This is a genomic window from Hyphomonas sp., assembly GCF_036964145.1.
In the GTDB taxonomy this organism is placed as follows: domain Bacteria; phylum Pseudomonadota; class Alphaproteobacteria; order Caulobacterales; family Hyphomonadaceae; genus Hyphomonas.
The window spans coordinates 40355-53437 of the sequence record NZ_JBALUC010000004.1 but is presented as its reverse complement, the minus strand read 5'-3'; the positions used below and the strand labels follow the sequence as shown (position 1 = coordinate 53437).

Genomic DNA, 13083 nt, shown 5'->3' with positions numbered 1-13083 from the left:
CGGCCATTCCGCGTCTGCAACAAACCGCAAAAACTGGATTGACAATCATTCGCAGTGTCGTGCAAATGGTTCTCATGATCATCTGTGTCTGCAACCGCATCAACTGCAAGAGCGTCCGCACCGCCGTCGACGCCGGGGCGCGCAGCCCCAAAGCCGTGCAGGCGCATCACGGGTGCAAGTTCCAGTGCGGAAAATGCAGCTGCTCCATCGGCGAGATCATCTCCGAAGAGATGGACCAGCGCCCGGTCAGCCCGGCCCTGATCGCCGCCGAATAGGCGCTCACCCCCTGAAATTGCTGGCCCTTTGGACGGTGTGAAACCGAATGAAGCGGATTTGCCCCGTTTAGACACGCGGCTGCAACTGTGTCGCACTTTCATATGCAATTGTTTTCATTGGATTTTTTGTTGCTCCCATGACACAATCACCCTAGGTGCTGGCCCATACGAAATCCAAAGCGCAGGAGCTCCCCATGAAAGGCGACCCGAAGGTCATCGAATTTCTGAACAAATGTCTCAAGAACGAGCTGACGGCGATCAACCAGTATTTCCTGCACTCGCGCATGCTGCACGATTGGGGTGTCAGCAAGCTCGGCGATTATGAATACAAGGAATCCATCGAAGAGATGGAACATGCCGACTGGCTGATCGAACGCATCCTGTTCCTCGGCGGCCTGCCAAACCTGCAGGACCTCGGCAAGCTGCGCATCGGCGAATCGGTCCACGAAATCCTCGAATGCGACCTGAAGCTCGAAAACGACGCCATCCCCCTGCTCAAGGACGCAATGGAATATTCCGAAAGCATCCGCGACTATGGCAGCCGCGACCTGTTCGGAAAGATTCTGAACAATGAAGAAGAGCATGTGGATTATCTTGAAACGCAATTCGACCTGATCGAACGCATCGGTATCGAGCGGTACACAATGCTCCAGTCCGAGGCCAACGGCTCAAAAGCCCAAGACTAGACCCTATCAGGCGCTGCTCTCTTCCGGGGCAGCGCCGGCTTGCGCTTCGGCCGCCTCCACGCGGTCCTGAAGCTTCTGCAGCTGCCGCTCGCGCAGCTCGTCCGAAAAGGCGCTGGCGAACACACCCGCCGGCAATGCGACCACCCCGATCCCCGCAATCGCAATCACGGACGCCGCGATCCGCCCCAGCACGGTGACCGGATAGATATCACCATAGCCGACCGTGGTCAGCGTTGCGATGGACCACCAGATGGCCCGTGGAATGGAGCCGAACTCCTCACGCCCCTGCCCCACGCCCTCGATGAAGTAGAGCAGCACGGCCGCGACATAGACCAGCGCCAGCGCCATGGCGAGCGTGGTGAGGAGCTGCGTGCCGGCCCGTTTCATGGCCGCGCCCAGAACGTCAAACGCCGGCACGAACCGCGCAATCTTGATCAGGCGGAACAGGCGGAAGACCCGCAATGCGATCAGCGGAATGCCGCCGCCGACCACCATGACGATCAGCTCCGGCAGGAAGGCCAGCAGGTCGGCAATGGAATAGAAGCGCGTGACATAGCGCAGCCGTCCGGTGAAGCCTGCATATTCCGGCCTCAGCCCGGCAATCGCGACCCGCAGGACGTATTCGACGGCGAAGACAATGACGACCCCGACATTGAACCAGTCAAACACCATACGCCATTCGGGAATGGCCAACAGGGTTGGCTCGGTCTCAAGCGCCAGGAACAGGAAGCTGGCCAGGACAAGGCTGATGATGATCCAGTTGGTAACCGAGATGCCGGACTTGCGGGCCTCGGGCACCAGTTCATTATGCAACCACCGATACAGCCCCATTCATCACCTTCGCAGCCGGTTTCCTGATAGCTAGCCTCTTAGCACGCCGCCCGTACCCTTGGCGACCGACGCGACCACCTTGTCCATCAGGGCCTGGATGTCTTCATCCTTCATCTTTTCCTGCGGCTGGACCGTCATTTCAAAGGCGACCGATTTCTGCCCTTCCGGCACACCCGTGCCCTCATAGACATCGAACACGTCCACTTTCGAGATCAGCTTCTTGTCGGCGCCCTGGGCATGGCGCACGAGATCTGCGGACGGGACGGACTGATCCACCACAAAGGCAAGGTCGCGGCGGATCGGCGTCAGCTCGGCACGCTCGAAGACCGGCTTGGTCTTGGTGGCCTTCGCCTTCATCTGCGGCAGCGCATTGAGGTTCAGTTCGAACCCGAACACCGGCCCGTCAACGTCCAGCTGTTTCAGCACGCCCGGATGCAATTGGCCGAAATGCGCAACGGTTACTTTCGGGCCGAGCTTCAGGCTGGCCGCCTGCCCCGGATGCCAGTGCGGCTGCGCGGGTGCGGCGACCTGGAAGCGTTCGCCCGGTTGCCCGAGGGCCTCCAGCACGGCGAACAGATCGGCCTTGGCATCGAAGGAATCATATGGCTCAGGCGCCCCCTGCCAGTGACGCTCATTGAACGGACGCACAAGCGCGGCCACGACGCTGCGCTGGTCTTTCGGCCCGTCCCCCAGATAGATCGGCCCGGCCTCGAACAGGCGCACGCCGCGCTCGCCATGATTGGCAGCGCGCTGGGCGGCCTTGGCCAGATTGCCAAGCACGGAGGGGCGCATATAGTCCAGCTCGCTGGCCACTGGATTGGCGACCGTCAGGGCCTCATTGATCTTGCCGAACAGCGCCGCGTCGGCTTTCGCCATGAAGCTCCAGCTGACAGTTTCCAGGAAACCGCGCGAGGCCATCACCCGGCGCGCCGCGCGCACACGCCCCTGCATCGGCGTGGTGATCGCCTTCACGCCGCCCTTGGGCGCAGGCAGGGACGCGGTCGGCAACTGGTCGAACCCGACAAGACGCGCAATTTCTTCCACGATGTCGGCAGACTGTTCCATGTCAAACCGGAAGGTCGGCGGACGCAGATACCAGGCGTCGCCAGCGTCCTCGATATTGAACTCAAGGTCTTTCAGCATGCGGCGCATGTCAGCGGGCTTGACGGTAAGCCCCGTCAGGCGCTCCACATCGGCCGGATAGAAGGTCACCTTGTTCGGATTGACCGGTGCCTCGCCGGCAAGTGTCGGTTTGGAAACGACCCCGCCGCCATATTCCACGATCAGCGCAATGGCGAGGTTCAGCCCGTCCATACAGCTATGCGGGTCCACGCCGCGCTCAAAGCGATAGCGCGCATCCGAATGAATGCCGGTCGCGCGGCCGGTGCGCGCCGTGCGCAGCGGATCGAACCAGGCGCTTTCGAGGAAGACATCGACCGTCTCGTCGGAGACAGCCGTGGACTGCCCGCCCATCACCCCGCCGAGGCCAATCACGCCGCTATCGTCCGCAATGACGCACATCTCTTCGCCGACAGGATAGGTCTTTCCGTCGAGCGCTTCCAGCTTCTCGCCCTTCCGGCCAAGGCGCGCCATAACCGGGCCAGACAATTTTGCTGCGTCATAGGCATGCAGCGGGCGGGCGCGGTCGAGCGAGATATAATTCGTCACATCGACCAAGAGGGATTTCGGCTGGATGCCAACGGCCTTCAGGCGTTGCTGTATCCAGTCTGGCGACGGACCATTCTTCACGCCGACAATGACGGCGCCCGCGAAGACCGGGCAGGCTTCAGGCGCGTCGAGCTTGATCTCGACAGGACAGGCCTTGGTACCGGTCACCTTTTTCACTTCGACATGCAGGAAGCGCCCTGCCCCGGCCGCCGCGAGGTCCCGCGCGATGCCCTGCACGCCCAGCCAGTCCGGACGGTTCGGCGTCACTTCGAAATCAATGACCGGATCGCTCAGGCCGAGCGCCTCGGCGGCCGGCATCCCGAGCGGGAGGGAGTCGTCAAGATCGGCGATGCCGTCATGATCCTCGCCCGCCTCGATCTCCTTGGTGGAGCACATCATGCCATAGCTCTCGATACCGCGGATCTTGCGCGGCTTCTTGTCGAGCGCGAAGTCGAGCCCCGGAATGAACGTCCCCAGCGGCGCATAGATGGCCGTCATGCCCGCGCGGGCATTTGGCGCGCCACACACGATCTGCTTTTCGCCATCAACCGTATCAACCGTGCAGACACGCAGCTTGTCCGCATCCGGATGAGGCTCGGCCGCCTTGACCTTGCAGACCGTGAAGGCCGCCAGCTTCTCGCGCGGGTCGATGACCTCCTCCACTTCGAGGCCAGCCTGCAGCATGAGGGCCAGAATATCATCCAGCGTCGCCTTGGTGGCGAGGTGGTCGTTCAGCCAGGACAGGGTGAATTTCATCGTCTATTCCAGTTCAGCGGTCGTATTGGTTTCGGGCGTATGCGCATAGTTCGCCAGGGCCTCGAATACATCTGTTTCGCTACGTTCGCAGCGCTTCACACGTTCGGCGCGCGCGATGCTCAGTCCCATCTCTCGACCTATCGCGGTCCAGCATTTGTTAAAGACCGAGCAATAGCAGATCTCCACATCCATCTCGCTCCAGGCCAAAGCGGCCGCGTCGCGTTGTACGATTGAAACGGCATCGAGAGGCCAGTCGACCCTCAGCGGAATAATCTCATCGCCCGGTGCAATGGCCCGGCCAATCAAGCTTGCCCAGGATTGCTGATAGCCGGGTGGAAACTGGTCCACATATGGCTTGAGGCTTTCGACGGGCTCGCCATTTTTCAACATCTCAACCCGCTCGATCAAGGCTGGCCCGACTCCGCTGTTTGAGACGCGAAGCCCCATGGACGCGGTTTCGGCAGTCGACGACACAAAGCCTTCGATCTGAACGACCGGATAGACCGCACCATGCTGTTGCGCGCGCATGACCCGGCCCTGATCCCAGGCAATGAAGACGGCAATCGCGCTGGTCAGCACCGCGCAGATCGCAATCAGCATTTCCACTTTGTTGCCGGTGCCCATGTCCCCCTGCTCCCTAGCTCAATCCGCCGCTGACGGATGGCGTGCTCCAGGGCGAGAAGCCGTAATGGCGGGTCCATTGCGGGTCGGCCTCGAAATAGGGGCGCAAATCCGGCATGCCGTATTTCAACATCGCCAGCCGGTCGACGCCCATGCCGAAGGCGAAGCCCTGATATTCGTTCGGGTCGATGCCGCAATTGCGCAGCACATTCGGATGCACCATCCCGCTTCCGAGGATTTCCATCCAGCTGTCGCCAGCGCCAATCTCGATCGTCTCGCCCTTGCGGGTATATTTCACGTCCATCTCGGCCGACGGCTCGGTGAACGGGAAGAAGTGCGGGCGGAACCGCGCCTCGACATCATCAACTTCGAAGAACGCCTTCACGAAATCGATCAGGCAGCCTTTGAGGTGGCCCATATGAATGTTCTTCTCGATGACGAGGCCTTCGACCTGATGGAACATCGGCGTGTGCGTCGCATCCCAGTCATTCCGGTAGACCCGGCCCGGCACAAGAATGCGGATCGGCGGCTTCTGGCTCATCATGGTGCGGATTTGCACCGGCGAGGTGTGCGTGCGCAGCACTTTCGGTGCGTCGCCTTCCTGCGCCTGCATGAAGAAGGTGTCGTGCGTCTCGCGCGCCGGATGACCTTCGGGGAAGTTCAGCGCGGTAAAATTGTGCCAGTCGTCTTCAATGTCCGGGCCTTCGGCCACAGTGAAGCCCATGTCGCCGAACACGGCGGCGATTTCCTCGAACACCTGCATGACCGGGTGTAGCGCGCCCGCTTTCGGGCCCGGCGCCGCCGGCAGGGACAGGTCAACCGTCTCGCTGGCCAGCTGGGCCTCCAATGCTTCGGCTTCCAGCGTCTCCTTGCGGGCGCGGACGGCGGCATCGACGCGATTCTTCAACGCATTCAGCTTCGGGCCGTTTTCCTTGCGCTCTTCCGGGCTCATCTTGCCCAGAGAGCTCATCAGGCCGGACACGCGGCCCTTCTTGCCCAGTTCGGCCACGCGCACATCGTCCAGCGTGGTCAGGTCCCCCGCCGCCTCAATCGCCGCAAGGGCCTCTTTTTCAATCGTACTGATATCGGACACGGGGGTCGCTTCCCTTTGCTGTTCCAGCGGGCTTTTTAGGCGCTTCGCGCCCGCATGCAAACGCCCTTAAAGAAAAAGCCCGGCTTTGAGGGCCGGGCTTTGTCACTTGTGCCTTGCGGGCAGATTAAGCGAGGGCAGCCTTGGCCTGTTTGACCAGGGCGCCAAATGCTTCCGGCTCGCGGATGGCGATGTCGGACATGACCTTACGGTCGACTTCGATCCCGGCCTTGGTCAGGCCGTTGATGAACTGGGAATAGTTCATCTCGTCGTCATGGATGCGGACAGCCGCGTTGATGCGCTGGATCCAGAGCGAGCGGAACTTCCGCTTTTTGACCTTACGGCCGACATAGGCGTACTGACCGGCTTCCCAGACGGACTGGTGCGCGATGCGGAACGTATTCTTGCGGCGGTTACGGAAACCCTTTGCCTGCTTCAGAATCTTCTTGTGGCGGGCGTGGGCGGGAACTTTGTTACGTGAACGGGGCATCTTAGGCCTCCTAAATCAAGATCTTGAAGGATACGGGCCTAAAGGCCGTAAGGCAGGAATTTCTTCACAACGCGTGCGACATCAGCGTGAGAGGCGACTTTCGTGCCGCGGTTCTGACGAATGTACTTCGAATTGTGGCTCATCAGGCGGTGACGCTTACCAGCGACGCCGTGCTTGAGCTTTCCGGTTGCCGTGATCTTGAACCGCTTTGCAGCGGCCTTTTTGGTCTTCATCTTCGGCATTTCATCTCTCCTGTAGTCGAGCTCACACCATATAGGCGGCCCAGGGTTCATGAGCTGGAGGGCATGCCGTTCGCCCAAACCGCTCGGAAGTGGCGGCTTATGACGGATCAGGGAGAGAGAATCAAGAGGCGGATATGCTGATACTGCAGGCGATTTCGCCGATGGCTTGCCCTCGCCTCTTCCCCTGATAAAGTCGCGAAGTGTTATAAAGTTTCAGGGGCTGTTTTCATGCGCACACTAATTCTCGTCGCCTGCATGGCGATTCTCGTCTTGCCCGGTCTTGCCGAAGACAATGGAAACGGCGCGAAAGAGACGCCCGACATTCCGGAGGCGCAAAGCTTCACCTCCGATCATACGCTGCGCCTCGGCAGCAAGACGGTGAAGTACAAGACCGTCGCGGGTGAGACCTATCTGCGTGACAACAAGGACGAGCCGACCGCCTCGGTCTTCTCGGTCTCCTATATCGATACCAGCACGAGCAGCGCCGCCCAGCGCCCGGTGACGTTCGTGTTCAATGGCGGACCGGGCTCCGCTTCGCTCTGGCTGCATATGGGCGCGTTTGGTCCGAAACAGGTGATCACCCCGTCTGATGCCTCGGACGTTGGCGCGCCGCCCTATACGATGCGGGACAATCCAAACTCCCTGCTGGACGTCACGGACCTCGTCTTCATTGATCCGGTCGGCACCGGCTATTCCCGCCCGCTGGGTGAGACTGAAGGCAAGGAATTCTATGGCGTGAACGAGGATGCCGAGAGCATTGCCGAATTCATTCGTATCTGGCTGACCGAGAATGGCCGCTGGAATAGCCCGAAATACCTCGCCGGAGAAAGCTATGGCACGACCCGCGCCGCAGCCCTGACCGAAAAACTGCAAGGCGGCTGGAACGGCATCGGCCTGAACGGCGTGATCCTGATTTCCGCCATCCTGGATTTCCAGACCGCCCGTTTCGCACCGGGCAATGACACGGCCCACCTCGCCTTCTTCCCCACCGAAGCCGCAACCGCCTGGCATCACGGCAAGGCCAACAAGGCGAAATGGAACAATGATTTCGACGCCTTCATCGAAGACGCGCGCACCTATGCCACCGATACGCTGGCCCCTGCCCTGATCCGTGGCTCAACGCTGAGCGAAGCTGACGAGATCCGTATCGCGCAGGAAATGAGTGATTTCATCGGCCTGTCGCCGGAATGGATTCGCCTCGCCAATCTGCGTGTTGATCCGCACCGCTTCCGCAAGGAACTCCTGCGCCGCGAAGGCTATACGGTTGGCCGGTTCGACAGCCGCTATAAAGGCGTCGACAGCGAAGGCACGGGCGAAACGCCAGAGAATGATCCGTCCGGTTACGGCATGGACGTCGCCTATGTCGCCGCCATCAATGACTATCTCACCCGCGAACTCGAAGTGGACTTCACCCGCCCCTACAAGGTTCTGACTGGCGAACCGGGATCACAATGGAACTGGAGCACGAGCCAGCAGGGCTGGCCGGCCTATGTCAATGTCACGCCCTGGCTCGGCAAAGGCATGCGCGAGAATACCGAGTTGCGTGTGTTGCTGGCGTCCGGCTGGTATGACCTCGCCACGCCCTTCTTTGGGGCCGAGATGGCACTCCGCAAGAATGGCGTCGTGCTCGACCGTGTCCAGTTCGACTATTACGATGCGGGCCACATGATGTACCTCGCCGAAAGCGACGGGAAGAAACTGTCCGACGACGTGCGAGACTTCATCAAGGCGGGTCAATAGGGCCTGAATGGCCGGGGGAGCCGACACCGCTCTCCCCGGCCAGTTTCATCTTCCTGTTACAGATATGACCGTCTGAATCCGACAGAGCCACGCAGGGGCCATTCTGTTCAGGTCATCCCGGTGAGCAGCCTTGCCGGGATGGGGACCTGACACGTCCCGGCAGGCGGTAGAGGCAGGGTCGCAACCTCCTCTCCTCCTCGATGAGCTTTACCTGCGGCCTTGTCTCTCCGCATGCCACATACGAAAAAACCGGAGGGCTTGTGGCCCGTCCGGCTTATCGTGCTGGATCAGCTGGCGCCGAAATCAGCGCGGTGCGAGCACCATCGTCATCTGGCGACCTTCGAGTTTCGGCTCGAGTTCGACCTTGGCCGTCTCGTCGAAATCATCGCGTACCCGCTTCAGCAATTCCATGCCGAGATGCTGGTGCGCCATTTCGCGGCCCCGGAAGCGCAGGGTGACCTTCACCTTGTCGCCCGCCTCGAAGAAGCGCGCCATCGCCTTTGCCTTCACGCCATAATCATGCGTGTCGATGTTCGGGCGCATCTTGATTTCTTTGAGTTCGGAAGACTTCTGCTTCTTCTTCGCAGCCGCCTTCTTCTTGCGTTCTTCGAACCGGAGCTTGCCATAGTCGAGAATCTTGACGACCGGCACTTCCTGGTTCGGTGAAACTTCAACCAGGTCCATGCCCGCTTCACGGGCTGCATCCATTGCGGCCATCAGGGGCATAATGCCCTGCTTTTCGCCGTTCTCATCAATCAAGAGAACCTTGGCGGCGCGGATGTCATCATTGATACGTGGGCCAGTGGATTTCTGTGGTCCACCGGTGTCTGGTCTGCGAGCTATGGCGAATCTCCTTTTTCGCTATTTCAAGAATGCCTGAATATGCCCGTTAATGCAGGCATCTTCAAGGCGGACGGGCATTCTATACTTCCGGCGGCCCGTCAAGATGGCAGCACACCCAGCGCTCTGACCGATTGCCAGACATCATCGACGCTGAGTTCGGCGAGCGTGGGCGCGGAATTGATGATGATCGTCTTGGCGCCGCGCGGGGCGGCATGGTCCGGATTGCTCTCTGTCAGGGCAAAAAGGGCCACCCCCGGCGCGCCGGCAATCGCCGCCATATGCATCGGGCCGGTATCGTTTCCGACCACGAACAGGGCTTTCTCGGCCAGGCCCACGATCTGGAACAGGTCCGTGCGGGTGGTCAGGCTTTTGGTGCGCGGCTCCTTGCGCACGATCTCGTGCGCAAGCGGGCCTTCCGCCTTTCCGCCAATGATGACGGGCGTCACGCCCGCATCGGCCACGCGCTTTGCGAGTTCGGCATAGTTTTCAACCGGCCAGCGCTTGGCTTCGCGGTGAGCCGAGGCCCCCGGAATCAGCAGCATGTAAGGCTCTTCAATGCTGAAATAGGCCGGCTGCAGGCGCGGGGCATCGCGTAATTTCGGCCGCACCCATGACAGGTCCGGCTTCGGCGCCGTATTGCCGAGCCACCGCCCGCCCGGTGCCACGCCTGCCACTTCCAGCTGCTCGGCCAGACGGTCGATGGAATGCATCGTCCCCCGCTCGCCATTGTCATGGAAGAAGGCCGCCTTCTCATGATGGCCTGACCAGAGGGGTGCCTTGCCGGTCTTGCTGAGCGCGGTGAAATAATTTTTCGTGCGCCCGCTGGTCTGGAAATCATAGATGATGTCGTATTTCGCCTTGCGGATACGGGTAATCAGCGCCGCCGTGGCCTTCATGCCGTCCGGCCGGCCATCGGTCTCGACCGCGTCCACATAGGGGCACAATTCGGCAAATTCCTTGAAGAAGGGCGTCGTCAGCAGCGTGATGCGCGCTTTCGGGTGCATTTCCCGCACGGCCTTCATCGCGCCCAATGCCAGCACAAAATCGCCCAGCGCGCTGAGCTTGATGACCAGCACATTCAGGGCTTTTGCGCCCGGATTGACGGGACTTGCCGGTTTCACCGGTTTTGCCATACGACCCTCGATTTCCCCTACTCCAGCAAGGTCTTATAGACTCCGAGTGTCGCCGCCTGAAGCCCCTGCTTGGAGAAATGCTGTCGAACATGTGCCTGGCCCGCCCGGCCCATGCCGTCCCGCGCCAGGGGACCGACGGACAGCAGGGCCCGGATTGCCCCGGCCAGCGCTTGGGCATTGCCCGGCTCGACCCGCGCGCCGGTCTCGCCCTCGATCACGGTTTCCCGCCCGCCGCCATGATCGGTGACAATCACCGGACGGGCCATCGCCGAGGCTTCGGCCGCCACGCGTCCAAAGGCTTCCGGCCGCACAGACGGCGCCAGCACGATGTCGCTCGCCAGATAGGCCGCCGGCATGTCGGTGATGTGCTCGGACATGATCACGCCCCGGTCGAGCCCGTGGGAAACCACCGCCTGCTCCAGCCGCGTGACATAGGTATTGCGGCCCTGCGCGTCGCCCGCCAGCACGAGCACCAGCTTGTCGCGCTCATCCGCCGCCAGCATGGCCAGCGCCTCAATGGCGATCAATTGCCCCTTCCACTCGGTCAGGCGCCCCGGCAGGAGCAATATCTGGCGCGGATCATCGGCGAGGCCCAGCGCTTCCCGGACCGCTTTCACGCGCGCCAGCGGCACAGCCGCCGGATCGAATGCCTCAAGATCCACGCCGCGGGGAATGGTCACTACCCGCTCGAATGGCACGCCATGTTCGGTCTGCACATGCGCGGCGATCCATTGCGAATTTGCGATCACGAGATCGCCCTTCGCCATGACCGAATTGTAGCGTTTCTTCAGCTTGGTCTTGCCCGAATAGGCGCCGTGATAGGTGGTCACAAACGGCACACCCATCGCCTTGGCGGCCCAATAGGCGCTCCAGGCAGGCGCGCGCGACCGGGCATGGACAAGATCCACCCCTTCGCGCGCGATCAGACGTTTCAGTTTGCCTTCATTCAGTTTCAGCGTGATCGGATTCTTGGATTTGGCATCCATCCGGAACAACTCCCCGCCCAGGGCCTCGAAGGCCGCTTCCTGACGTCCGCCGCGGCTGGCCAGCAAGGCGCGGCCGCCGGCCTTCACGATGGCTTCGGTGACTTCCAGCACGGTTCGCTCGACCCCGCCGGCCGACAGTTCAGGGGCCACCTGGAGAATGGTCTTGCCAGTCAGATCCGGAAAATCGGGCAAGGCGTGATCCCTCCACTCGCTTGACAGGCGAGACAGATGACGGAACGGGAGAGGAATGACAACGACCTATTTCACCTCTCCCGAGGGTCGCCGCCTCGCTTATCGCGCCTCGGCCCCGACCCGTTCGCCCCTCACCTATGTCTGGCTGTCGGGGTTCAAATCCGACATGAGCGGCACCAAGGTGACCGAACTCGAAGCCTGGGCCACCGGGGCCGGGCATGGCTTCCTCGCCTTTGACTATTCCGGGCATGGCCTGTCGGAAGGCGCCTTCGAGGACGGCACGATCTCGGCCTGGCGCGCGGATGCTCTCGCCGCCATCGACGCACACAGCACCGGGCCGGTCGTGCTCGTCGGCTCCAGCATGGGCGGCTGGATGGCCCTGCTCGCCGCCCTCGCCCGCCCTGCCCGCGTGGCAGGTCTTGTCCTGATCGCCCCCGCGCCGGACTTCACGGAAAGGCTGATGTGGCCGGAATTCTCCGCCGAGGCGCAGGCCGAGATCATGGAGAAGGGTTCCACCCTGCGCCCGTCCGACTATGACGAACCCTACACGATCACCCGCGCGCTGATCGAGGATGGACGCACCTGGCAAATTCTCGACGCACCGATCACGCTCGATATCCCCGTCCGCATCCTTCAGGGTATGCAGGATGCGGATGTGCCGTGGAAGCATGCCGAACGGCTAGTCGAAGCGATCACGAGCGAGGATCTCGTCTTTACCCTGATCAAGGATGGCGACCACCGCCTCTCCCGCGATCAGGACATTGCCCGGCTGAAAGCGACCTGCGCCGACATTTCCATTGCCGCCAGGGCCTGACCTTTCCGCGAGTTAATCGGAACGATGGCCCCGGCCAGTCATTGATCTTGTGCAGGACGGGCTGTTCCGTCCGCCCGCGCTCCCCCACCAAAGGTCGCAGCGCGGTGACCACACCAGATCAAGGAGACATGCCCTATGTCAAACCAACGCGCACAAGGCCGGAAAATGGCAATCCTCGCCGCTGACGGGTTTGAGGAAATCGAACTCACCAGCCCGAAGGAAGCCATCGAAGCAGCCGGCGGCGAGACGAAAATCGTTTCCGCCGAAAAGGGCTTCATTCAGGCCAACCAGCACCGTGAACATGGCGACAAATACCAGGTCGACCTGTCTCTCGACGAGGCAAAGGCCGAAGATTTCGACGCGCTGCTCATTCCCGGCGGCCTGTTCAGCCCGGATACCCTGCGCACCAATGAGAAGGCGAAATCCTTCGTCTCGGACTTCTTCGCACAGAAGAAACCCGTTTTCTCGATCTGCCACGGCCCACAAATCCTGATTTCGGCGAACCTTGTGAACGGCCGCGAAGTGACCGGGTTCAAGGCAATCCAGCAGGACCTCAAAAATGCCGGCGGCATCGTGAAGGACCAGTCCGTCGTCGTCGATGGCGGCCTCGTGACCTCCCGCTCCCCGGATGACCTTGGCGACTTCAATGCCAAGATCGTTGAGGAAATCTGCGAAGGCAAACACGAACGCCAGAGCGATTCCGTCACCGCATAATC

The 13083-nt window shown here is 61.3% G+C and carries 14 protein-coding genes; 5 read left to right on the top strand and 9 right to left on the bottom strand.

The genetic code is table 11. The features are described 5' to 3' along the window. The first annotated feature begins 74 nt into the window (after window positions 1-74). Together V7660_RS12410 and bfr are read left to right on the top strand one after the other, a co-directional pair. A complete protein-coding gene (locus tag V7660_RS12410; protein WP_335603363.1) occupies window positions 75-275 on the top strand; it encodes a (2Fe-2S)-binding protein in 201 nt (66 codons plus the stop codon). Between the two features lie 194 nt (window positions 276-469). Further along, window positions 470-961, top strand: a complete 492-nt coding sequence (bfr, locus tag V7660_RS12405; protein WP_335603362.1) for a bacterioferritin — start codon at window positions 470-472, stop codon at window positions 959-961. A 6-nt stretch (window positions 962-967) separates the two neighbouring features. Here the strand turns inward: bfr and V7660_RS12400 are convergent, their stop codons facing one another. The 6 genes from V7660_RS12400 to rpmI form a co-directional block, all read right to left on the bottom strand. After that, a complete protein-coding gene (locus V7660_RS12400; RefSeq protein WP_335603361.1) occupies window positions 968-1792 on the bottom strand; it encodes an ion transporter in 825 nt (274 codons plus the stop codon). Between the two features lie 30 nt (window positions 1793-1822). Continuing rightward, the gene (pheT, locus tag V7660_RS12395; RefSeq protein WP_335603360.1) at window positions 1823-4216 is read right to left on the bottom strand and encodes a phenylalanine--tRNA ligase subunit beta; all 2394 of its coding nucleotides are present in this window, start codon (window positions 4214-4216) and stop codon (window positions 1823-1825) included. Window positions 4217-4219: 3 nt separating this feature from the next. Then, window positions 4220-4840 carry a hypothetical protein gene (locus V7660_RS12390; protein ID WP_335603359.1) on the bottom strand — a complete coding sequence of 207 codons (621 nt, stop codon included), beginning with the start codon at window positions 4838-4840 and terminating at the stop codon, window positions 4220-4222. Between the two features lie 13 nt (window positions 4841-4853). Continuing rightward, complete coding sequence (pheS, locus tag V7660_RS12385; RefSeq protein ID WP_442910047.1) at window positions 4854-5930, bottom strand: phenylalanine--tRNA ligase subunit alpha; 1077 nt, start codon at window positions 5928-5930, stop codon at window positions 4854-4856. Window positions 5931-6054: 124 nt separating this feature from the next. Continuing rightward, window positions 6055-6417 (bottom strand): 50S ribosomal protein L20, encoded by a 363-nt coding sequence (gene rplT / locus V7660_RS12380; RefSeq protein WP_034816464.1) that lies wholly within the window; start codon window positions 6415-6417, stop codon window positions 6055-6057. A 38-nt stretch (window positions 6418-6455) separates the two neighbouring features. Next, window positions 6456-6659, bottom strand: coding sequence for a 50S ribosomal protein L35 (gene rpmI, locus V7660_RS12375; RefSeq protein WP_034816462.1), 204 nt, complete (start codon window positions 6657-6659; stop codon window positions 6456-6458). Window positions 6660-6887: 228 nt separating this feature from the next. On the opposite strand from rpmI, the gene V7660_RS12370 reads away from it, so the two are divergent. Further along, on the top strand, window positions 6888-8399 hold the full coding sequence (locus tag V7660_RS12370; protein WP_335603358.1) for a S10 family peptidase: 1512 nt from the start codon (window positions 6888-6890) through the stop codon (window positions 8397-8399). 303 nt (window positions 8400-8702) lie between these two features. Here the strand turns inward: V7660_RS12370 and infC are convergent, their stop codons facing one another. The 3 genes from infC to V7660_RS12355 form a co-directional block, all read right to left on the bottom strand. Further along, on the bottom strand, window positions 8703-9242 hold the full coding sequence (gene infC / locus V7660_RS12365) for a translation initiation factor IF-3 (RefSeq protein ID WP_339682161.1): 540 nt from the start codon (window positions 9240-9242) through the stop codon (window positions 8703-8705). 98 nt (window positions 9243-9340) lie between these two features. Continuing rightward, window positions 9341-10375, bottom strand: coding sequence for a glycosyltransferase family 9 protein (locus tag V7660_RS12360; RefSeq protein WP_335603357.1), 1035 nt, complete (start codon window positions 10373-10375; stop codon window positions 9341-9343). A gap of 17 nt (window positions 10376-10392) precedes the next feature. After that, the gene (locus tag V7660_RS12355) at window positions 10393-11553 is read right to left on the bottom strand and encodes a glycosyltransferase family 4 protein (protein ID WP_335603356.1); all 1161 of its coding nucleotides are present in this window, start codon (window positions 11551-11553) and stop codon (window positions 10393-10395) included. Window positions 11554-11608: 55 nt separating this feature from the next. On the opposite strand from V7660_RS12355, the gene V7660_RS12350 reads away from it, so the two are divergent. Together V7660_RS12350 and V7660_RS12345 are read left to right on the top strand one after the other, a co-directional pair. Then, window positions 11609-12367 (top strand): alpha/beta hydrolase, encoded by a 759-nt coding sequence (locus tag V7660_RS12350; protein ID WP_335603355.1) that lies wholly within the window; start codon window positions 11609-11611, stop codon window positions 12365-12367. Window positions 12368-12502: 135 nt separating this feature from the next. Next, window positions 12503-13081 (top strand): type 1 glutamine amidotransferase domain-containing protein, encoded by a 579-nt coding sequence (locus V7660_RS12345; protein WP_335603354.1) that lies wholly within the window; start codon window positions 12503-12505, stop codon window positions 13079-13081. Window positions 13082-13083 lie beyond the last annotated feature (2 nt).

Bases quoted from the DNA above. Each gene is read 5' to 3' on its own strand.
- pheT (WP_335603360.1), bottom strand. From the start codon at position 4,216: ATGAAATTCACCCTGTCCTGGCTGAACGACCACCTCGCCACCAAGGCG.
- V7660_RS12345 (WP_335603354.1), top strand. From the start codon at position 12,503: ATGTCAAACCAACGCGCACAAGGCCGGAAAATGGCAATCCTCGCCGCT.
- rpmI (WP_034816462.1), bottom strand. From the start codon at position 6,659: ATGCCGAAGATGAAGACCAAAAAGGCCGCTGCAAAGCGGTTCAAGATC.
- rplT (WP_034816464.1), bottom strand. From the start codon at position 6,417: ATGCCCCGTTCACGTAACAAAGTTCCCGCCCACGCCCGCCACAAGAAG.
- V7660_RS12390 (WP_335603359.1), bottom strand. From the start codon at position 4,840: ATGGGCACCGGCAACAAAGTGGAAATGCTGATTGCGATCTGCGCGGTG.
- V7660_RS12360 (WP_335603357.1), bottom strand. From the start codon at position 10,375: ATGGCAAAACCGGTGAAACCGGCAAGTCCCGTCAATCCGGGCGCAAAA.
- bfr (WP_335603362.1), top strand. From the start codon at position 470: ATGAAAGGCGACCCGAAGGTCATCGAATTTCTGAACAAATGTCTCAAG.
- V7660_RS12410 (WP_335603363.1), top strand. From the start codon at position 75: ATGATCATCTGTGTCTGCAACCGCATCAACTGCAAGAGCGTCCGCACC.
- V7660_RS12350 (WP_335603355.1), top strand. From the start codon at position 11,609: ATGACAACGACCTATTTCACCTCTCCCGAGGGTCGCCGCCTCGCTTAT.
- V7660_RS12370 (WP_335603358.1), top strand. From the start codon at position 6,888: ATGCGCACACTAATTCTCGTCGCCTGCATGGCGATTCTCGTCTTGCCC.
- V7660_RS12400 (WP_335603361.1), bottom strand. From the start codon at position 1,792: ATGGGGCTGTATCGGTGGTTGCATAATGAACTGGTGCCCGAGGCCCGC.